Below are 22736 nucleotides of genomic sequence, written 5' to 3' on the forward strand. Positions count from 1 at the left end.
CCTCTCTTCTAGCAAAAGCTTTTAATAAGCTTTTGCTTTTATCCGCATATTTAAATAGTGTTATTATTATTTAAAAATTCAACTATCTCTTCCATCATCATTCCCCTAGATCCTTTAACTAATACAACATCATTTGCTTTTAATATTTTTTTCAAATAATTTATAACTTCTAAATTACTTTTAAAATGCTTTATATTTTTTTCATCAAATCCTTCATCTAATGCCTGAATACCTATATACTCTGAGTTTTTTCCTACTGTTAAAATAATATCACTATTATTTTTTGCATATTTTCCAACCATCCTATGTCCTTTTTGTGCATAATCGCCCATTTCAAGCATATCTCCAAGTACTGATATTTTTCTATTGTTTTTATATTCTCCTAATACTTCAAGAGCTGCTTTCATAGAATCAGGACTTGCATTGTATGCATCATTTATTACTGTTAATAAACTATTTTTTAGTATGTCTAATCTCATCTTACTAGATTTAAAATTTAAGAGCCCATTTTTTATTTCATCTATGTTTAAATTCAATTCAATTCCCACTAAAATTGCAGCCATGGCATTATATATATTGTGCTTTCCTCTCGCTGGAATAAAAAATTCTTCTTCATTGTTATAAACTGCACAATTAAAATATATCCCTTTTTCATCCATTTTATATCTTATACAATATAAATCATTATATTTTTCAAATCCAAAAGATTTTAATTTGTAATTTAAATTTTTATTTTTCAATTTTCTTAAATATTCATCATCTCCATTTACAATTAATATACTATTTTCTTTAAAATTAGAAGTTATTTCGAGTTTTGCTTTTAATATTCCTTCTCGAGAACCTAAATTCTCTATATGAGAAAATCCAATATTTGAAATAACAGCAATTTTAGGCTCCACAATATTTGCCAAATACTCTATTTCTCCAAAAGAAGACATTCCCATTTCAAGTACAGCACATTCATATTCATTGTTTAAATTAAATACTGTAAGAGGCAATCCTATATGATTATTAAAATTACCTTCATTTTTCAAAGTTTTATATTTGCTAGATAAAACACTATGTATTATATCTTTTGTCGTAGTTTTACCTGTGCTTCCCGTAACCCCTACATAATTTATAGGAAATTTACTTTTATAAAACTTAGCTATATCCCCTAACGCCTTTGTTGTATCTTTAACTTCTATTACATTTATATCATCAAAATTCAAATCTATATTATGATTTTCATCTTTTAAAAAACTCTTAATTCCTTTTTTATAAGCATTTAATATAAAACTATGCCCATCAAATTTTTCTCCAATTAACGGTATAAATAAACCTCCTTCTAAAGCCTTTCTGCTATCAATACATATATTTGAAACTAAATATTCTCTATTTCCTTTAATCAACTTCCCATCAGTACAATCTAATATTTCTTCTATTTTAATAGAATTCATTTTTATTCCTCCCCTAAAATTTCTATCACTACTTCTTTATCATCAAAATGTATCTTTTCGCGTCCTATAATTTGATAATTTTCGTGTCCTTTTCCCGCTATAATAACAATATCTCCACTTTCAGCTCTATTTATAGCATTATTTATAGCTTCCCTTCTATCTATAATAACTTCATAATCTTGCTTGCTATCATCTATTCCCCTTAAAATATCTTCTATTATTTTTACTGGATCCTCTGTTCTAGGATTATCCGATGTTACAATAGTTAAATCAGAATATTTTTGACTAATACTTCCCATCAAAGGTCTTTTAGTTTTATCTCTATCTCCTCCACATCCAAATACTGTTATTATCTTTCCTTTTACAAATTCCCTAGCTGTTTTTAAAATATTTTCAATAGCATCTGGAGTATGTGCATAATCAATAATTACACTAAATCCTTTGCTACTATTTACACTTTCAAATCTCCCAGGAACTCCTTTTGTGTTTTTAAGCCCTTCTAAAATTGCTTCTTTAGGAATATCCATTAAATAACAAGCACCTATTACAGCTAATGAATTATACACAGTAAATCTTCCTGAAATAGGAACATATACATCTAACTCATATTTTGGAGTTATTAGTTTATACTCAACACCCGTAGAATATATTTTTACATTTTCAGCTTTAATATCAGCATCTCCTTCTATCCCATAAGTTAAAACAGGAACTTCTAAATTTTTAATAGAATTGTATATTTTTTTACCATATATATCATCAATATTTATTAAATTACCTACAGTAGTTTTGTAAAACAATTTTTCTTTTGCCATTCTATACTCATCTAAATTTTTATGGAAATCCAAATGCTCTTCAGTTAAATTAGTAAATATACCTATCTTAAACTCACAATTATCTACTCTATTCAATTCAAGAGAATGAGAAGAAACTTCCATCACACAATAGTTGTTGCCATTTTCCAACATTTCTCTGAAGTATTTTTGAAGTTCTATACTCTCAGGTGTAGTTCTAGATGATATTATTTCTCTTTTTCCTATTATGTTTTTTATAGTTCCAATAAGCCCTACTTTTTCATTATTGTATTCAAGTACATCTTTTAACAAATAAGTTATAGTAGTTTTTCCATTTGTACCTGTAACCCCTATTAAATTTAGGTGTTTTGTTGGGTTAGCAAAAAAATTCGAAGATATTTTCGCCATGGCTTTTCTAGTATTTTTAACCTTTACAAAAGTATATCCATCTATGTATACATCATCTTCTACAATAAAAGCCTTACTTCCTTTGTCTAAAGCATCTTGTATAAATTTATGACCATCTAAATTAAATCCTTTTACACATATAAATAAGCTATTTTCACTTACTTTTCTAGAATCATAATGTATATCTTCTATGTTTAAATCAATATCTCCTTTTATATTTAAAATATCTAAACCTTTTATTATATCTTTTAATTTCATAATTTTTCTCCTTCCATAACAAACTCTATCGCTATAAAAGGCAATGCATATTAACATTGCCTTTTTAATTATATAATACTTTATCTTTTTTTGATAGATTATTTAAATTCAACAATAACCACTGAATTTATATCTACCTCTGAATTTGGCAGTGGATCCTGATTTACTGCATTTCCATTTCCCATCGGCTTTAATTTTAATCCCAATTCTTTTAATATATCTGCAACTTCCTTTACAGTTTTGCCAGTCAAATCTGGAATAATAACTTTCGACACTTTATTTTTTCCATTTTTAGCCCCTTTAACATAAAGTATTATATTAGACTCTATAGGCACATTAGCTCCTGGTTTTGGAAACATATCTACAACAAGTTCATTTCCACTACTATATATATTTGGCTCAACTATAAATTTTAATTTATTTTCCAACAATACTTTTCCCGCTTCTTCAAGCTTTAGATTTCTCACTTCTGGTACTGTAGTTTCTTCTTTAACAAGATCTTTCTTTTCTTCTTCTGTATAAACAGGCTTAACATCTAAATATTTTAACGTATCATATATAATTTCTTTTACTATAGGTCCTGCCGTTGTACTTCCAAATTGACTTTCTCCATTTGGTTCATCAACTATTGCCAAAACAACTATCTTAGGATCATTTGCAGGAGCTATTCCTACAAACGAAGTAATATAACGACCTTTTGCATATCTTCCATCTATAACTTTCTGAGCAGTTCCAGTTTTACCTCCAACATGATAACCTGGTATATAAGCTTTGTTTCCTGATCCTTCAGCCACTACTGATTCCATTATTTTTCTAAGTGTTTTAGATGTTTCCTGGGAAATTACCTGCCTTACCATTTTAGGTTCAAACTTTTTAACTATATTTCCTTTAGAATCTACAAATTCTTTAACAATTCTCGGTTTCATAAGCTTTCCATCATTAGCTATAGCACTTATAGCAGTAATCAACTGAATAGGAGTAACAGAAATACTTTGACCAAAAGACATTGTTGCAAGTTCTACAGGTCCTACATTTTTCTTATTATATATAAGACCATTTTCTTCTCCAGGTAAATCTATTCCCGTAACCTTTGTAAGTCCAAAAGCATTTATATAATCATAAAATTTATCCACCCCTAATCTCTGCCCAACTTCTACAAATACTGGATTACAAGAATTTTGAACAGCTTGAGTAAAAGTTTCTTGACCATGAGGTCTATAATATCTCCAACATTTTATTTTTCTATCTGCAACCATTATATATCCTTTATCATAAAATTCCTCATCTGGTGTTACAACTCCCTCTTCAAGTCCAGCTGCAGAAGTAATCAACTTAAATGTAGAACCAGGCTCATATGTATCATTTACTATTGGATTTCTCCACATTTTAAACCAACCTTTTATTTTATCTTTTTCATCGTATTTTGATAATTCTTCTTCAAAACTAGGATATATTGGAGTTGTTGGATTATTAGGATCATAATCTGGTTTTGATGCCATGGCCAAAATATCTCCTGTTTTTGGATCCATTACTATTGCATGTACCCTCTTTGCTTTATTTATCTCTAAAGCTTTACTTACTGCTTTTTCAGCATAATGCTGAATGACTTCATCTATAGTAAGTACAACACCTAAACCGTCTTTTGGTTTATGATATTTTTCATTTCCATGAGGAATTTCTCTACCCGAAGCATCTGTACTTATTACCAATCTTCCAGCAATACCTCTTAAATCTTTATCATATTTAAGCTCAAGTCCCGAAACACCTTCATTATAAGCAGAAACATGCCCCAATACATGAGCTGCAAAATTTCCATAAGGATAATACCTTTTATTATCCTCAGCAATCCAAATCCCCTTAAGTTTATACTTTCTTATTCGTCTTGCTTTATCATCATCTACCCATCTCTTTATCCTAACTAATGCCATATTTTTACTTAACTTTTTATATATTTTATTTTCATCTTCATCTAATATTTGTGCAATTATCTTAGCAGTCTCTTTTTTATCTTTTACTTCAGAAGGCTTTGCCCAAATAGTATTTTTAGTAATACTAACTGCAAGTTCCTTCCCTTTTCTATCATAAATAGTACCTCTTTTAGCTTCAACAGGTATATCTCTTGTTTGCTGAGATAATGCCTTTTCTCTTAACCAATCTCCTTTTACTAACTGTAAATATCCAACTCTTAATATTAAACCCAAAAATACAGCACATACAAACAACAAAACAACAACCAACCTTTTTTTAGCTGTAATACTAAATTTAGACAAAAACTTTGCCCCCTTTGAAATTAATCCCTTTTACATTACTCAATAGTTTTTTTCTATAAAATATAAAACTGTTTTTATCATTATAATTATTATTCAGTTTTTTGTATGTATATTCCTTTTAAATCCCCACTCTACTATTTTTTCATTATAAAAGACAATGTAATGCTACATTGTCTTTTATAAACACATCTTATTTAAATTCAACAGTAACTATAGAATTTATATCCACCTCTGAATTCGGCAGTGGATTTTGATTTACTGCTTTCCCATTTCCTATAGGCTTTAATTTTAAACCTAAACCTTGTAGTATATTTGAAACTTCTTTTATAGTTTTGCCAGTTAAATCCGGAATAACAACTTTTGATGTTTTACTCTTATCTTGAGATTTTTGTATATAAAGTATTATATTAGAATCTAACGGAACTTTAACTCCAGGCTTTGGAAACATATCTATAATACGTTCATTTCCACTCACTTGAATATTTGGTTCAACTGTAAAATTCAATTTATCTTTTAATAAAATTTTTCCTGCTTCTTGGAGTTTTAAGTTTCTAACTTCCGGTACTATAGTTTCTTCTTTAACTAAATATTGTTTTTCTTCTTCTGTATAAATAGGTTTAACATCTAAGTATCTTAATGTATCATACATAATCTCTTTTACTATAGGAGCTGCTGTTGTTCCTCCATAATAACTTTCTCCATTTGGTTCATCTACTATTGCTAAAACAGCTATCTTTGGATCCTCTGCTGGAGCTATTCCTACAAAAGATGATATATAATATCCCTTTGCATATTTTCCATTAATAACCTTTTGAGCTGTACCAGTTTTACCACCTACACGATAACCTGGAATATAAGCTTTTTTACCTCCACCTTCTACAACTTCATCTTTCATTATTTTTCTCAATATTCTAGATGTTTTTTCCGAAATAACCTGTCTTACCTCCTCAGGATCAAACTTTTGCACTACCTCACCTTTAGAATTTACAAATTCTTTAACAACTCTTGGTTTCATAAGTTTTCCATCATTAGCTATAGCACTTACAGCAGTAATAAGCTGAATAGGTGTAACAGAAATTCCCTGCCCAAAAGATATCGTTGCAAGTTCTACAGGGCCTACATCTTTTTTAGCATAAACTATAGACTTTCCTTCTCCCGGCAAATCAATCCCTGTAATATCTTTAATTCCAAATGCATCTACATAATCATACAACTTATCTATCCCTAATCTCTGTCCAACTTCTACAAATACCGGGTTACACGAATTTTGAATAGCCTGAGCAAATGTTTCTTTTCCGTGACTTCTAGGGTAAATAGCATCTTTTATCCTTTTTCCTGCAACATCTATATATCCTTTATCATAAAACACTTCATTTGGTGTTACAACACCTTCTTCAAGTCCTGCTGCTGCAACAATTAATTTAAATGTAGATCCTGGCTCATATACATCATTTACTATTGGATTTCTCCACATTTTAAACCAAGCTTTTGCTATATTATCTCCATTATACTTTGCAAATTCTTCTTCAAATCTAGGATGTATAGGGGTTCTAGGATTATTAGGATCATAATCTGGTTTTGATACCATAGCTAGAATATCTCCCGTTTTTGGATCCATAACTATTACATGTACTTTTTTTGCATTATTTACTTCCAGAGCTTTACTTGCTGCTTTTTCAGCATAATGCTGAATAACTTCATCTATAGTAAGTACAATACCAATCCCATCTTTCGCTTTATTATATTTTTCATCTCCATATGGAATTTCCCTACCTGAAGTATCAGTACTTATTATATTTCTTCCCGGAAGACCTCTTAGATATTTATCATATTCAAGCTCAATACCTGAACTTCCAGAATTATCAGCTGAAACATGTCCCAATATATAAGATGCAAAGTTTCCATAAGGATAATATCTTTTATTATCTTTTGCAACCCAAACTCCTTTAAGTTTAGATTTTCTTATTTGATCTGCTTTATCATCATCTATCCATCTTTTAATTCTAACTAATGATGTGTTTTTACTTAACTTTTTGTATATTTCATCTTCATCCTCATCCAATACCTGCGCAATTACCTTAGCAGTTTCTTTTTTATTTTTTATTTCAGAAAGCTTTGCCCAAACTGTATATTTCATAATACTAACAGCAAGCTCCTTGCCTTTTCTATCGTAAATAGTTCCCCTTTTAGCTTCAACAAAAATATCTCTTGTTTGCTGAGATAATGCTTTATCTCTCAACCAATCTCCTTTTACTATTTGCAAATATCCTATTCTTATTATTAATCCTAAAAACAAAAAACACACTAAAAGCAGAACAAAAATTAATCTTTTTTTGCTCTTAATATTAACCTACCCCCTTACAATTAATCCACTTTTATATAGATAATTTGATCATCTGTTGGATAATTCATATTAAGCCTTTCTCTAGCCTCTTTTTCTATAAAACCACTTTTACTTAAATTATCAAGTTCTAAATACAACTGCTTTTTCTTATTTTTTTTATTTTCTAACTCTTTATTTAAAGATTGAACTTCATATTTCAAACTAGAAACAACAGAATATCTATACATAAAAATTATTATAATACCAAGTATAAATAAAGTAAAAATACTCAACATATTTACCTTTTTGCTTTTTTTCTTTTTTCTGTAATTATTTTTACTACTATTACTAGAACTTCCTTTTTTCTTTCTATATTCTTCTAAACTCCTTACCTTATTATTTTTTCTCATATTCAACCCCCTTGAATAGAAAAAATTAAATTTTTTCAGCAACTCTAAGTTTTGCACTTCTCGATCTAGGATTTATTTCTATCTCTTTTTTGCTTGGAAATATAGGTTTTCTAGTTATTACTTTTACAATTTGCTCCTTATCACATTTACAAACAGGAAATTCTTTAGGACAAACACAACTCGTCGCCAACTCTTTAAACACATTCTTAACTATTCTATCTTCTAAAGAATGAAAAGTTATAACACATATTCTCCCTTCGCTGTTCATCATATTTGCAGCGTCAATTATAGTCTTATCAATTATATCAAGCTCGTTATTCACTTCTATTCTCAATGCCTGAAATGTTCTTTTAGCAGGATGCGGTCCATCTATTCTAGCCTTTTTAGGTATAGCTTTTTTTATAATTTCCACTAATTCTCCAGTTGTCTCTATCCTCTTTTTTGCTCTTTCATCTACTATAAATTTTGCAATTCTTCTAGCCCACTTCTCTTCTCCATAAAGCCTTATAATTTTTTCAATTTCATCCTCACTATAATTATTTACTATATACTCAGCTGTAAGAGAATTTCTCACATCCATTCTCATATCAAGAGGCGCATCCTGCATATAAGAAAACCCTCTTTCTTTTTCATCTAATTGATGAGAAGATACACCTAAATCCAGTAATATACCATCAATTTTATCTATTCCTCTTTTTAAAAGTTCTTCTTTTAAATTAACAAAATTTGTATGTATAAATATTACTCTATCTAAATAATCTTCAAGTCTTTTTTTAGCAACATTTATTGCATTTATATCTTGATCAAAAGCTATCAAAAGTCCATCTTCATCTAACTTCTTTACTATCTGCAAAGAATGTCCTGCTCCACCTAATGTTCCATCTACATATACTCCATTAGACTTTATATTTAAATTTTCTATACATTCATTTAAAAGTACAGATACATGATTAAAATTCATAAATTATCCTCCTTATTAAAATATACTCAAGTTTACCCATAGACTAAAAAATCTATGGGTAAAAAATTACTTACCATGTTTATTTTTTAAATGCATATGTACTAAAATACCAAATACTATAAACGTAACACTAATAACTTGAGCCATTCTCAATGACCCTAACATCAAACTATCAGTTCTAAATCCTTCAACAAAAAATCTTCCAATTGAATATATAATAGCGTAATATATAAACACATGCCCATCATATTTTTTATTTTTTCTAAGCCACATCAAAAATAAAAACAAACTAAAATCCCAAATAGATTCATATAGAAAAGTAGGGTGAACTTTTACTCCATCTACAGTAATTGCCCAAGGTAAATTTGTAGGTCTTCCATAAGCTTCTTGATTTATAAAATTACCCCATCTTCCAATAGCTTGTCCTAAAGCTATACTAGGAGCAGTTAAATCTAGTATTTTACGAAAATCCATTTTTTTAAATTTGCAATACAAATACCCGACAAGAACTGCCCCTATTATTCCGCCATGGATTGCAAGTCCTCCTCCTCTTATGTTTATAATTTTTAATATGTCACCTTTATAATCATTCCATTTAAATATAACATAATAAGTTCTAGCTCCTATTATTGAACATGGAATAACTATTAAAAATAAATCCAACAATTTTTCCTCATCAATTCCAATTCTTTTAGCCTCTTTAAGAGCTAAAAATATACCAAGCATCATTCCTGTAGATATAAGTATTCCATACCACCTAATGTCTATTCCAAAAATAGTAAAAGCAACAGGATTCATATCAATTCCCTCCATAGAATAAATAAAAACTAGGTATAACCTAGCTTTTATTATATCATAATATTTATTATTAAAGTTATTTATTTAGGATTAACTATAGATATAACAGAATATTCTTCCTTAAAATGATCCTTAAACCTTTTATTTACTTCTTCAAACTTTATTTCTCTTAAAACTTCTAAATAATCTATTAAATTTATATCTCTAAATTTATATGATATAAAATTATTAGCTATAAACTCTACCGAATCAAAATACTTTAAAAACATCCCTATTTTCTTTTTCTTAATTCTTTCAAAATCCTCTTTTATTAATCCTTCTTTTTTATATTTATCTATATATTTAAAAACAATATCTTTCACTTTATATGGATCTTTAGACTCTCCACCAATAATTGTATATCCATGATCTATTTGAGATACATGATTACAACCAAAATTTTCATTTATCAATCCTTTTAAATAAAGTTCTTCATGTAATAAACTTCCTTTCTTAAATATTAAATCCAATATTATCTCTGTAGATATCTCTTTTTTTAATAGTTCTCTTCCTACTAAGTTTACATCTATATCCTTAAACCCTATATTAAACATAGGAATAGATACAGATAAATTCTCTACTATTTCCTTTTGATTTACATTGTTAGGTTCATCTGGGTAAAATCTTTTTATGTCTCCTAAAATTTCAACATCTGTTTTAATAGTTTTATTTACTGTTTCCATAATTTTTTCATATTCTAAATCTCCTACTATAAACAAAACCATATTAGATGGATTATAAAAAGTATTATAACACTTATAAAGTTCTTCTTTTGTAATCTTATATATACTTTCTACTGTTCCTGCTATATCTACCCTAGTAGGATGGTTTACATACATTGCTTTTAATGCATTAAAATATACTTTCCAATCCGCATTATCATCGTACATTTTTATTTCCTGTTCTATAATTCCCTTTTCTTTTTCTACATTTTCATCTGTAAAATAAGGAGTTTGAACATAATTTATTAAATGTTCTAAAGATTCATAGAAATTATCTGTCGCCCAAAAAAGATACGCTGTCATTGTAAAGTTAGTATACGCATTAGCACTTGCACCGAGTTCTGAAAAACGATCAAAAGCATTTCCTCCATTAGGTTGCTCAAACATCTTATGCTCTAAAAAGTGAGCTACACCTTCATTAACTCTAATTCTATCCTTTTCTCCTATAGGAATAAATTCAAGTTCATTAGAACCATATTTTGTCGCAAATACAGCATATTTTTTAGTAAATCCCTTTTTGGGCATATAAAACAAATCTAAACCATTCTTTAATTTTTCATAATAAATTTCTTCTTTTAATATATCATTAACTATTTTTTCCATAATATGCCTCCTTTAGTTTCTTAAAAAATAAACAGTATCTAATTTTATATTATTTGAAACGCCTACAATCTCATCTTTTGTAACTTTTTTTATTTTTTCCATAATCGAATCTAGTGTTTCACTTGATTCACTCATTCCCTGACTATAATAAAAATCAGAAAGACCATTTAAACTATCACTAACAGATCTTATAGAATTTATTATAGAATTTTTACTATTTTCAATTTCCTCTTGTGAAATTTCTCCTTTTTTCATTTTTTCCAATTCTTGTTCAATCAACTCTAAAGCCTTATCGTAATTTTCAATTTCTATTCCCGAAGATATAAGCATTATTGATTTATACTTTTCAATCATAGAATATACATAATAACATAAACTTTCTTTTTCTCTTACATTTATAAATAATTTTGAATGAGGCCCTCCTCCTAATACACTTGAATAAACCATCAACGGATAATACTTTTCATCTTTAAAGTCTATATTTGTTCTAAATCCTAAAGCTATCTTTCCTTGAGTTACATCCATTTTATCTACTATATTTTTAACACCATTAGGATTAATATATATATCTTCTCTAGGTATATTTATTATATTTTCCCTTTCAAATTTAAATATATTTTTTATATGTTTAATAACCGCTTCTTTATCAAAATTTCCCGCAACAACTATATCTATTGGCGAAGTTTTTATTATTCTCTTATAATGTTCATAGAGATTTTTTCCATCTATTGATTTTAAATCTTCTTCATAACCATATTCATATATACTAAACTTTTCATTTTTACACATTTCTTCTATACATCTATGTAAAGAATATCTGCTTTTATCATTTATTTTAGATTTTATTTTATCCTTTAAATTATTTTTTTCTATTTCCACATATTCTGTTTTGAAACTATCACCTTCTACTAAAGGGTTATTTACTATATCATTTAAAAAATTTAACCCTTCTTCAAATATATCTTCATCCAAATATAAATCATTAGTTATTGATAATTTAAAACTTAAAATTTGTTTTTCTCCTTTTTTAATTATATCTACAAAAACACTAGCTCCATATAAATCGTCTAATTTCGTCGATATTTCTCTTTGAGTTTTATAATTTCGACTTCCATTTTTCAAAACATTTGGAATTAAAGCATTTTTAGTAACTTCTTTCCTGTCTAAAACCCTCTGAATATATACACTTACCAAATTGGTTTTAAATTTATCAGTATTTATAAGTGTTAAATTAAGTCCATTACCTAAATTTATTCTTTCTACCTTATCCAATCAAATTACCTCCTCAATTTTCAATTAATTTTATTTTCTTATATAATTCATCTATAAACACATCATCTTCATCAAATGGTCCTATATAATAAAATTTAGTTTCATTTGGTACATCCAACTTTTTAAATATATATTCTGCTAATGTTCTTATATAAACAGTTTCAAACAAAGATGTTGGTATTACTAAATAAAGAGAATCCATGCCATATTCTAACAACTCATCCCCTATTCTTATTATATCCTTTTTGTGATTTTCTAAAAGAGGTAATTTTATTTTCATATCATAACTTTTTTCATCCATTAAATATTTTTTTACCTTTTCTCTAAAAATTACATCTTGTTCTAGATTATTTTTATCCTCAAGTCCTACTAACAATACTCCTATTGTTTTATGATTATTGCCTATAGAATCTAATATTTTATTTTTATAAGCTTTCGCTAAAACTTCAGAACTCCAAAATAAATCTGTAATTTTAATATTAATCTCATATTTTAATATTCCCATGTTATTTATCCTCTTTTTTAATAAATCATAATCTTTTCCCTCGGTAAAAAAAATAGGACATAATATTATATTTTTATACCCATTATCTATTAAATCTGTCAATGTTTTTTCTAAATAAGGAGTAGTATATAAATTAGCATTTACTACTATATAATCTTTATTAAGCTTTTTACTTAAAATATTCCTTATATTATAAGTTTTACTTTTAAATTGACTTGCCCCTAAATCTTCATACATATTTTTATATCTATATAATTTATAACTCATATTAAACAATGAAAAAATCCCATTCATTTGATAGATTTCTCTCGATCTTTGTTTTAAATTATATTTTTTATCTTCTCCATCATAAATCAATACAACTGCTTTTTTATCTTGTTTTTTATCTCTATATTCTATCTCTTTAAATTCTATTTTTTCTTGCAAAAATACTATAATTAAAAGATTCAATGTAAAATAAGCTATAATAAAACTTATAAATATATTTTTAAAATCTTTATTTAAAAATAACTCATACACTCCTATGGTACAGATAATTATAAGTATGTTTTCCAAAAAATTATCAAATATAAATATACTAAAAAAACAAATTCCCAATATTATTTTTTTACACATCTCAAGCCTCCAATATAATTTTTTGTTCGTTATAAAAATATGAAACTAAAAAAAAATAAAGAACAATACTTTTATTGCATGTATTTAATATATAGGTTATAATTTTTCTGTATGCTTTAAACAATTTTGAAAAAACTTATTATATAAATAAAAAACGAAAGGAAGATTTAAATGAAATTAGGTATAGTAGGTCTACCTAACGTTGGAAAAAGTACACTATTCAATGCTATAACTCAAGCTGGTGCAGAATCAGCAAATTATCCATTTTGTACCATAGAACCCAACGTAGGTGTAGTTGCAGTTCCAGATGAAAGGTTGCATAAACTAAAAGAAATATATAATTCAGAAAAAATAGTTCCTACTGCTATAGAATTTTGCGATATCGCAGGACTTGTCAGAGGAGCAAGCAAAGGAGAAGGTCTTGGAAATAAATTTTTATCTCATATAAGAGAAGTAGAAGCTATTATTCACGTTGTTCGCTGTTTTGAAGACCCAAATGTAGTTCACGTAGATGGATCTGTTGATCCTTTAAGAGATATAGAGACAATAAATCTTGAATTAATATTTTCAGACCTTGAAGTTTTAGAAAGAAGAATTCAAAAAACTCAAAAAGCAGCTAAAGCCGATAAATCTCTTTTTTCTCAACTAGACTTATTAAACAAAATAAAAGAAACTTTAGAAAATAATAAATGTGTTAGAACAATGGAATTTACAGAAGAAGAACAATCTTTTGTAAAACAATTAAATCTCTTAACATCAAAACCTGTAATTTATGTTGCTAATGTTTCTGAAAATGACCTTGCAGATGATGCTGCTAATAATACTTTAGTTAAAAAAGTCAGAGAATTCGCAGATTCTGAAAATGCTCAAGTAGTTGTCATATGTGCTCAAATTGAAGCAGAAATAGCTGAGCTTGAAGAAGATGAAAAGAAAGAATTCTTAGCTGATTTAGGACTTGCTGAATCTGGACTTGATAAATTAATCAAAGCCTCTTATTCTCTACTTGGACTTATAAGTTTCTTAACTGCAGGTCAAAAAGAAGTTAGAGCTTGGACTATTAAAAGAGGAACCAAAGCTCCTCAAGCGGGAGGAAAAATTCACTCTGATATTGAAAGAGGATTTATAAGAGCAGAAACTATAGCTTATGAAGATTTAATAAATGTTGGAACTATGAATGCAGCTAGAGAAAAAGGACTTGTCAGACTTGAAGGAAAAGATTATGAAGTTAAAGATGGAGATGTAATACTATTTAGATTTAACGTATAAAAAAGAGAAGCAAAAATTGCTTCTCTTTTTTATTAATCTCTTTCAGCCATCTTTTTGTAATTTTCATATCTTTCTTTTGCATCTTCTTCAGCTTTAGTAAATAAATCTTCTGCTATTTCTGGGAAAGCCTTTTGAAGTGATGTATATCTTACTTGTCCCATTATAAAATCTCTAAAGCTTGCTGTTGGCTCTTTAGAATCTAATATAAACGGATTCTTTCCTTGAGCTTTTAATTCTGGATTATATCTATATAAATGCCAATATCCAGATTCAACAGCTTGTTTTTGATTAGCTTGAGTACGTCCCATACCTTCTTTTAATCCATGGTTTATACATGGAGCATAAGCTATTATCAAAGATGGTCCATCATATTTTTCAGCTTCAATTAACGCTTTCATAAATTGATTCTTATCTGCTCCCATGGCTACTTGAGCTACATAAACATAACCATAAGTTGTAGCAATCATACCAAGGTCTTTCTTCTTAACTTTTTTACCAGAAGCTGCAAATTTAGCAACTGCTGCTGTTGGAGTAGCTTTTGAAGACTGTCCTCCTGTATTTGAATAAACTTCTGTATCAAATACAAGTACATTTACATTTTCTCCTGAAGCTAAAACATGATCAAGTCCGCCATAACCAATGTCATAAGCCCAACCATCTCCACCGATTATCCAAACTGATTTTTTAACTAAATAATCTTTCTTTTCGGCAATTTCACCTAATATCTCTTTAGCTCTAGCATCTTTTATATTATTATTTTCTAACACATTAAGTATCTTAGCTGTAGCTGCTTTAGAAGCATCTGCATCTTCTTTTCCTTCAAGCCATTCAGTAAATACTTTCTTATACTCATCATCTATATCAAGCCCTACTAATTCTTTCATTAAATCAGTTAATCTATTTCTCAATTGTTTTACAGCTACTGCCATACCATATCCATATTCAGCATTATCTTCAAATAATGAGTTAGCCCATGCAGGTCCTTTTCCTTCTTGATTCTTACAATATGGAGTTGATGGCGCTGAACCTCCCCAAATTGAAGAACATCCTGTAGCATTAGCTATAATCATTCTATCTCCAAATAATTGAGTTATCACTTTAGCATATGGAGTTTCTCCACATCCTGCACATGCTCCTGAGAACTCAAGAAGTGGCTGTTTAAATTGACTACCTTTAACATTATTAGGACTTACTAAGTCTTCTTTTGGTTTTACTGTCATAGCAAAATCCCAATTTAAAGCTTCTTTTTCTATTTGTGTTTCAATAGGCTTCATAATTAGTGCTGTTTCCTTAGCTGGACAAATATCTGCACAGTTTCCACAACCAGTACAGTCTAGAGGACTTACTTGCATACGATATTGTAAGCCTTCAAGCCCTTTTCCAATTGCTTTCTTAGTTTCAAAAGCTTCCGGCGCATTTTTCATTTCTTCTTCATTTAATAAAACAGGTCTAATCGCTGCATGTGGACAAACAAATGAACACTGATTACATTGAATACATTTATCTATTTGCCACTCTGGTACATTTACAGCTATACCACGTTTTTCATAAGCTGCAGTTCCATTAGGGAATGTTCCATCTTCCATACCTACAAAAGTACTTACTGGAAGTGAATCTCCTTCTTGTTTATTCATTGGAATTAAAACTTTTTCTATAAATTCTGGAACATCTTTAGTTGCATCTGATTTAACTTCTGTAGCATTTGACCAAGACTTAGGAACATCAACTTTAATAAGAGCATCCATTCCTCTATCTACAGCCTCATAATTCATTTTTACTACTTTTTCACCTTTTTTACCATAAGACTTAACAATAGCATCTTTTAAATACTTAACAGCATCATCTAAATCAATAACTTTTGCAAGTTTAAAGAAAGCTGATTGCATAACCATATTTATTCTGTTTCCAAGTCCTATTTCTGCTGCTATATCTGTAGCATTTATAACATAAAAGTTTATATCATTATCTGCTATATATTTTTTCATTGAAGCAGGTAATTTTTCACCAATTTCATCTGGACTCCATTTACAGTTAAGTACAAATGTACCTCCTTTTTTAAGTCCCTTTAATAAATCGTATTTATCTACATAAGACTGATTATGACATGCAATATAATCAGCTTCATCTATTAAATAAGTTGATTTAATTGGCTTTTTACCAAATCTTAAGTGAGAAATAGTAACTCCACCTGATTTTTTAGAATCATAAGAGAAATATCCTTGTGCATAAAGATCTGTATTATCTCCAATAATTTTAATAGCACTCTTGTTTGCCCCAACAGTACCATCAGAACCAAGTCCCCAGAACTTACATCTTATAGTTCCTTCTGGCTCTGTAACTATTTCTTCTTTTATTTCAAGTGATGTATTTGTCACATCATCAACTATACCTATAGTAAAATTATTCTTAGGATTATCTTGTTTTAAATTATCATATACTGCTTTTATTTGAGAAGGTGTAGTGTCCTTTGATCCAAGTCCATAACGTCCTCCAACTATCACAGGAGCATTTTCCTTATCATAGAATAAAGTACGAACATCTTGATATAAAGGTTCTCCAAGTGCTCCTGGCTCTTTTGTTCTATCAAGCACTGCGATTTTCTTAACAGTTTTAGGAAGAACATCAAAGAAATATTTAGCTGAAAAAGGTCTATATAAACGAACTTTTATTAAACCTACTTTTTCTCCTTTTGCTAATAAATAATCTATAGTTTCTTCTATAGTATCAGTAACAGAACCCATAGCAACTATTATGTATTCAGCATCTTCTGCTCCATAATAATTAAACGGCTTGTATTCTCTACCTGTAATTTTGCTTATTTCTTTCATATAGTCAGCTACAATTTCAGGTATTCTTTCGTAATACGTATTTGATGCTTCTCTCGCTTGGAAGAATATATCTGGATTTTGAGCTGTACCCCTAGTTACAGGATGCTCTGGATTTAAAGCTCTATCTCTAAAAGCTTTTACAGCATCATAATCTACAAGTTTTGCAAAATCCTCATAATCTATAAGTTCAACTTTTTGAATTTCATGAGAAGTTCTAAATCCATCAAAGAAGTGTACAAAAGGTACTCTACCTTTAATAGCAGAAAGGTGAGCAACACCCCCAAGATCTATAACTTCTTGAACCGAACCTGATGCTAAAAACGCAAAACCAGTTTGTCTTGCTGCCATTACATCAGAATGATCCCCAAATATAGAAAGTGCATGACTTGCAACTGCACGAGCACTTACATGAAATACTCCTGGAAGAAGTTCTCCAGCTATTTTATACATATTCGGTATCATCAAAAGAAGCCCTTGAGATGCAGTATAAGTTGTAGTTAAAGCTCCTGCTGCAAGTGATCCATGAACAGCTCCTGAAGCTCCTCCTTCAGATTGAAGTTCTACAACTTGTACTTCTTGTCCAAATATGTTCTTTTTTCCATTTGCTGCCCATTCATCAGTATGTTCTGCCATAGGTGATGATGGTGTAATTGGGTATATAGCTGCAACATCTGTAAATGCATATGAAACATATGCAGCAGCAGTATTACCATCCATTGTTTTCATTTGCTTTGCCATCATAAAGCCTCCTTACATAAATTTTTATTATTGATTTGAGTATAGTATACAATATACAAAATGTCAATCGTTTTCAATTTGACATTTTTTTGACTAAAACTCCATTAATTAAATATTCTTTATATGTTTTTATATCCCTTTCTTTTTATAATAATTTAAAAAATTTTTAAAATCAAGACAGTATAAGGAAAAATTAAGAATAAATTTTATTTTTTTAACTTTTAGTATATTTATACATTTAATGTGTATAAATAATGGATAAACAATGCTTTTTTACTTTATGTATTTTTATTTTTATACAAAAACAAATTTTATATAACCAAAATACAACTAAAGCCCTATGTCAATTACAACATAGGACTTTAGTCGGTAATTTGTTATTATTTATTCAACTATTAATTCTACCATATCTCCATTTCTTACTCCGGCTGCATTTCCTTCTTCTATGTCTACATGCATCTCTAAAGCATACTTTGGACTTACTCTAACTAAAACATTCTCAAATACTACTGCTCTTTCTCCAAAAGTTCTAACTTTAACTCTTTGATTATCTACAACACCAAATTTTTCAGCATCTTCTGTATGCATATGTATATGTCTTGCAGCAACTATAACTCCTCTTTCAAGTTCTACTTCTCCTTTTGGTCCTACAAGTTTAACTCCTGGAGTTCCTTCAAGTTGTCCAGAATCTCTAAGTGGTGCTTTAACTCCTAAAGCAAATCCATCAGATAGAGAAATCTCTATTTGTGTTTCTCCTCTTGCAGGTCCAAGTATTCTAACACCTTTAATTGTCCCTTTTGGTCCTACTACGTCTACTTTTTCTTCGCAAGCAAACTGTCCTGGCTGAGAAAGATCTTTAAAATGAGTTAATTCATATCCTTCCCCAAATAGAGCTTCAATATCCTTTTTACTTAAATGAATATGTCTGTTTGATAACGCTATAGGTAATTTCATTATAGCTACCCCCTCTTTAATTTTTTCAACAAAACTAATTATACTTTTTTTTTATTTAAAAATCAAATTTTTAATAACTTATCCTTTTTAGAATATCACAAAAACTCGGAAAAGATACATCTACACACTTAAAATTATGTATATATGTATTTCCATATGCTATTAATGAAGCTATAGAAAACGCCATGGCTATCCTATGGTCATTAAAGCTTTCTATATTTGCTCCTTTAAGTTTAGTAGGTCCATTAATTATCATTCCATCTTCTAACTCTTGAATATCTGCTCCCATTTTTTTTAGATTTTCAACAACACTTTTAATCCTATTTGATTCTTTAACTTTGAGTTCTTTTGCATCTTTTATAATAGTCTGCCCCTCTGCTTGAGTTGCCATAATAGCAATTATAGGTACTTCATCTATAAGTCTTGGTATTAAATCCCCATCTATAATAACTCCATTCAAATTAGAATATTTAACTAATATATCTCCAATTTCTTCTCCACATATAATTTTTTTATTTAATATTTCAAAATTTCCACCCATTTTTATTAAAACATCCAAAATACCAGTTCTTGTTGGGTTAAGTCCTACATTTTTTATCAAAACTTCAGAACCCTTTATTATACTCGCACCAGCAATAAAAAATGCAGCTGAAGAAATGTCTCCAGGTACATGTATTTCTTGTGGATATAAACAATCAACGGGATTTACATCAATCTCAAGACCATCTACATTTATATCAGCCCCAAATGCCTTTAACATTATTTCCGTATGATTTCTACTTTTAGATTTTTCTATTATTTTAGAAGGTGAATTAGCAAATAAAGAAGCTAAAATAATCGCTGACTTTACTTGAGCTGATGCTATACTCATTTTATAATTTATTCCATTCAAATTTCCACCTTCAATAGTTATAGGAGTAAAATTTCCATTTTCAATTCCATCTACTTTAGCACCCATTTCTTTAAGAGGATCTGTAACTCTTTTCATAGGTCTCTTACTTATAGATTCATCTCCTATCAAAGTAGACTTAAAATTTTGACCAGCAAGTATTCCCATTATAAGCCTTATTGTAGTTCCTGAATTCCCTACATTTAAAACATCATCTGGTTTTTTTAAACCTCTCAACCCTCCCCCATATACTATAATATTTCCATTATCTATTTCTATATTAACTCCCATTTTTCTAAAACAATCTATAGTACTTAAACAATCTTGTCCCATCAAAAAATTTTTAATATAATTTTTACCATTAGAAATAGCCGAAAACATTACTGCTCTATGAGAAATAGACTTATCCCCTGGAAGAATTATTTCACCATTTAATCGTAAAACACTATTAAAATTCATTTTTTACCTCCTCAATTACAGAAAGTATTTCATATTCTTTTATATCTTCAAAAATATCTACTTTTCCGTATCCAACCGGTAATACTAGACTAAATTTTAAATAGCTATTTTTTTTATCTTTTTTCATAATGTCTAATATATATTTAGAATCTATACCTTTAAAAGTTATAGGCAGATTGTACTCTTTATAAATATTAACAACTTTATCATAGTAATCTTTATCTATAAACTTTTTCTTTAACGCCAACCTAAAAGCCATATGTGTCCCTATGGAGATTGCATAGCCATGGCTCAATTTCCCTATCTTTTCTATACCATGCCCAAAGCTATGTCCTAAATTTAATATTTTTCTTAAATTAGACTCCTTTTCATCTTTTTTTACTATATCAATCTTTATATTCAAAGATTTATTTACAATGTAAATCAAACTGCTTTCATCTAAATCTAATATATTTTTCTTATTACTCATCAAATAATCTAAAAAATAACAATCATATATAAGACCATATTTTATAACTTCTGATAATCCACTTAAAAATTCATCTTTTTGCAGTGTCTTCAATGTATTTATATTAACATATATAAATTCCGGTTGATAAAAAGTACCTATGACATTTTTATAAATTCCTAAATTTATACCTGTTTTTCCACCTATTGAACTATCTACTTGAGCTAACAACGTAGTAGGACAATGAATTAAATCTACACCTCTCATATATGTAGATGCAACAAATCCACTTAAATCTCCTACAACCCCTCCCCCTAAAGATATAATAAGAGACTTTCTGCTTAATCCATTCATTATACAAAATTTCAAAATATCTTCATAAACATTTAAACATTTAGATTTTTCCCCTGGCTCTATATCATATACTAAAACATTATCGTATTTTATATTTTTAACAAAATCATCTATATACAATTTTTTCACATTTTTATCAGTTATAATTAAAATCTTATCGTAATATTTTTTCAAACTAAAATTTTCAAAATCTTTTTCTATATAAACTATATCCCCTTTTTCCATCCTCTACCTTCCAACCTTTCCATATAACTTTTATAATTTTTAATTATATCATTCATATTATCACCCGAAAATTTATCAATAAAAAATTTAGCTATTACAAATGCACAGACATTTTCAGCAACTACAGATGCAGCTGGTACAGCACAATTATCAGATCTTTCTATAGATGCTTTATAATTTTCAAGTGTATTAACATCTATACTATTAAGAGGTTTATATAATGTCGGTATTGGCTTCATCACACATCTTATAATTATTTCTTCTCCCGTACTTACTCCTCCTTCTATTCCTCCTAAATTATTAGTATTTCTATAAATACCTTTCTCGTTAGAATAATATATTTCATCTTGAACAAGTGATCCCCTTAAAAAAGCTATTTCAAATCCAAGACCAAATTCAACTCCTTTTATTCCTTGAATAGACATAAGATGAGCACTCAAAACAGAATCTAATTTTTTATCATAATGAACATAAGAACCAAGCCCTAACGGAACATTTTTTATTCTTATTTCAAATACTCCACCTAAACTATCTCCCTCATATTTTCCTCTTTTTATCTCATCTATAAATAATTTTTCAAAATTTTCATCTACACATCTAACCTGAGAAATTTCAGATTTCTCCTTTATATAATTAAAAGAAAAATTATTTTTTATTTTTTGTTTCCCTATTTGTACAACATGAGATGTAAAATCTATATTGAAATTTGATAAAAACTCTTTACAAATAGCTCCTATTGCTACTCTTATAGCTGTTTCTCGTGCACTTGCTCGCTCTAAAACATTTCTTACATCTTCAAAATCATATTTTAAAGTTCCTACTAAATCAGCATGTCCAGGTCTTGCCTTTGTAACCTTCTTGCTTTGTAGATCTATTTCTCCAATAGTTTTCATGTATTCTTTCCAATTTTCATAATCTTTGTTTCTTATTTCAATTGCTATAGGACTTCCAATAGTTATATTTCCTCTTAATCCAGATAAAATATTAACATTGTCTTTTTCTATCTTCATCCTATCTCCTCTTCCATATCCCTGTTGCCTTCTAAATAACTCTCTATTTATATTTTCTACATTTATATATAAATTAGATGGCATTCCTTCTAAAATCGCAATTAAAGATTTCCCATGCGATTCTCCTGAAGTTAAATATCTTAACAAGATA

The 22736-nt window shown here is 28.6% G+C and carries 16 protein-coding genes; 1 reads left to right on the top strand and 15 read right to left on the bottom strand.

Translation table 11 applies throughout. The annotated features are described in order from the left end of the window. Window positions 1-50: 50 nt before the first annotated feature. From BUA19_RS04285 to BUA19_RS04330, 10 genes are all read right to left on the bottom strand, one after another. A complete protein-coding gene (locus BUA19_RS04285; protein WP_072724054.1) occupies window positions 51-1439 on the bottom strand; it encodes a UDP-N-acetylmuramoyl-tripeptide--D-alanyl-D-alanine ligase in 1389 nt (462 codons plus the stop codon). Window positions 1440-1441: 2 nt separating this feature from the next. Continuing rightward, window positions 1442-2896, bottom strand: a complete 1455-nt coding sequence (locus tag BUA19_RS04290; RefSeq protein WP_072724056.1) for a UDP-N-acetylmuramoyl-L-alanyl-D-glutamate--2,6-diaminopimelate ligase — start codon at window positions 2894-2896, stop codon at window positions 1442-1444. 98 nt (window positions 2897-2994) lie between these two features. Continuing rightward, on the bottom strand, window positions 2995-5166 hold the full coding sequence (locus tag BUA19_RS04295; RefSeq protein ID WP_072724058.1) for a stage V sporulation protein D: 2172 nt from the start codon (window positions 5164-5166) through the stop codon (window positions 2995-2997). Window positions 5167-5356: 190 nt separating this feature from the next. Further along, complete coding sequence (locus BUA19_RS04300) at window positions 5357-7510, bottom strand: stage V sporulation protein D (protein WP_084601942.1); 2154 nt, start codon at window positions 7508-7510, stop codon at window positions 5357-5359. 20 nt (window positions 7511-7530) lie between these two features. Further along, on the bottom strand, window positions 7531-7899 hold the full coding sequence (locus BUA19_RS04305) for a septum formation initiator family protein (RefSeq protein WP_072724062.1): 369 nt from the start codon (window positions 7897-7899) through the stop codon (window positions 7531-7533). A gap of 25 nt (window positions 7900-7924) precedes the next feature. Next, window positions 7925-8860, bottom strand: a complete 936-nt coding sequence (rsmH, locus tag BUA19_RS04310) for a 16S rRNA (cytosine(1402)-N(4))-methyltransferase RsmH (RefSeq protein ID WP_072724064.1) — start codon at window positions 8858-8860, stop codon at window positions 7925-7927. 66 nt (window positions 8861-8926) lie between these two features. After that, on the bottom strand, window positions 8927-9658 hold the full coding sequence (lgt, locus tag BUA19_RS04315) for a prolipoprotein diacylglyceryl transferase (protein WP_072724067.1): 732 nt from the start codon (window positions 9656-9658) through the stop codon (window positions 8927-8929). 80 nt (window positions 9659-9738) lie between these two features. Further along, a complete protein-coding gene (gene yfmH / locus BUA19_RS04320; protein WP_072724069.1) occupies window positions 9739-11022 on the bottom strand; it encodes an EF-P 5-aminopentanol modification-associated protein YfmH in 1284 nt (427 codons plus the stop codon). Between the two features lie 12 nt (window positions 11023-11034). Continuing rightward, the gene (gene yfmF, locus BUA19_RS04325; protein WP_072724071.1) at window positions 11035-12294 is read right to left on the bottom strand and encodes an EF-P 5-aminopentanol modification-associated protein YfmF; all 1260 of its coding nucleotides are present in this window, start codon (window positions 12292-12294) and stop codon (window positions 11035-11037) included. A gap of 13 nt (window positions 12295-12307) precedes the next feature. Then, window positions 12308-13414, bottom strand: coding sequence for a hypothetical protein (locus BUA19_RS04330; RefSeq protein WP_072724073.1), 1107 nt, complete (start codon window positions 13412-13414; stop codon window positions 12308-12310). A gap of 171 nt (window positions 13415-13585) precedes the next feature. Here BUA19_RS04330 and ychF point away from each other — a divergent pair, with 171 nt between their 5' ends. Then, entirely contained in the window at window positions 13586-14680 is a 1095-nt protein-coding gene (ychF, locus tag BUA19_RS04335; RefSeq protein ID WP_072724075.1) for a redox-regulated ATPase YchF, read from the top strand. A 32-nt stretch (window positions 14681-14712) separates the two neighbouring features. Here ychF and nifJ read toward each other — a convergent pair whose 3' ends face one another. From nifJ to aroC, 5 genes are all read right to left on the bottom strand, one after another. Then, window positions 14713-18246, bottom strand: a complete 3534-nt coding sequence (gene nifJ, locus BUA19_RS04340; RefSeq protein ID WP_072724077.1) for a pyruvate:ferredoxin (flavodoxin) oxidoreductase — start codon at window positions 18244-18246, stop codon at window positions 14713-14715. Window positions 18247-18630: 384 nt separating this feature from the next. Continuing rightward, complete coding sequence (gene pduL, locus BUA19_RS04345) at window positions 18631-19200, bottom strand: phosphate propanoyltransferase (RefSeq protein WP_072724079.1); 570 nt, start codon at window positions 19198-19200, stop codon at window positions 18631-18633. Between the two features lie 70 nt (window positions 19201-19270). Next, complete coding sequence (gene aroA / locus BUA19_RS04350; RefSeq protein WP_072724081.1) at window positions 19271-20548, bottom strand: 3-phosphoshikimate 1-carboxyvinyltransferase; 1278 nt, start codon at window positions 20546-20548, stop codon at window positions 19271-19273. Then, window positions 20538-21575 carry a 3-dehydroquinate synthase gene (aroB, locus tag BUA19_RS04355; RefSeq protein ID WP_072724083.1) on the bottom strand — a complete coding sequence of 346 codons (1038 nt, stop codon included), beginning with the start codon at window positions 21573-21575 and terminating at the stop codon, window positions 20538-20540. Before aroB ends, aroA begins: the two co-directional genes overlap by 11 nt. Further along, window positions 21557-22732, bottom strand: a complete 1176-nt coding sequence (gene aroC, locus BUA19_RS04360) for a chorismate synthase (protein WP_072724085.1) — start codon at window positions 22730-22732, stop codon at window positions 21557-21559. Before aroC ends, aroB begins: the two co-directional genes overlap by 19 nt. Window positions 22733-22736 lie beyond the last annotated feature (4 nt).

This window comes from Tepidibacter thalassicus DSM 15285 (genome assembly GCF_900129915.1).
Lineage (GTDB): Bacteria > Bacillota > Clostridia > Peptostreptococcales > Peptostreptococcaceae > Tepidibacter > Tepidibacter thalassicus.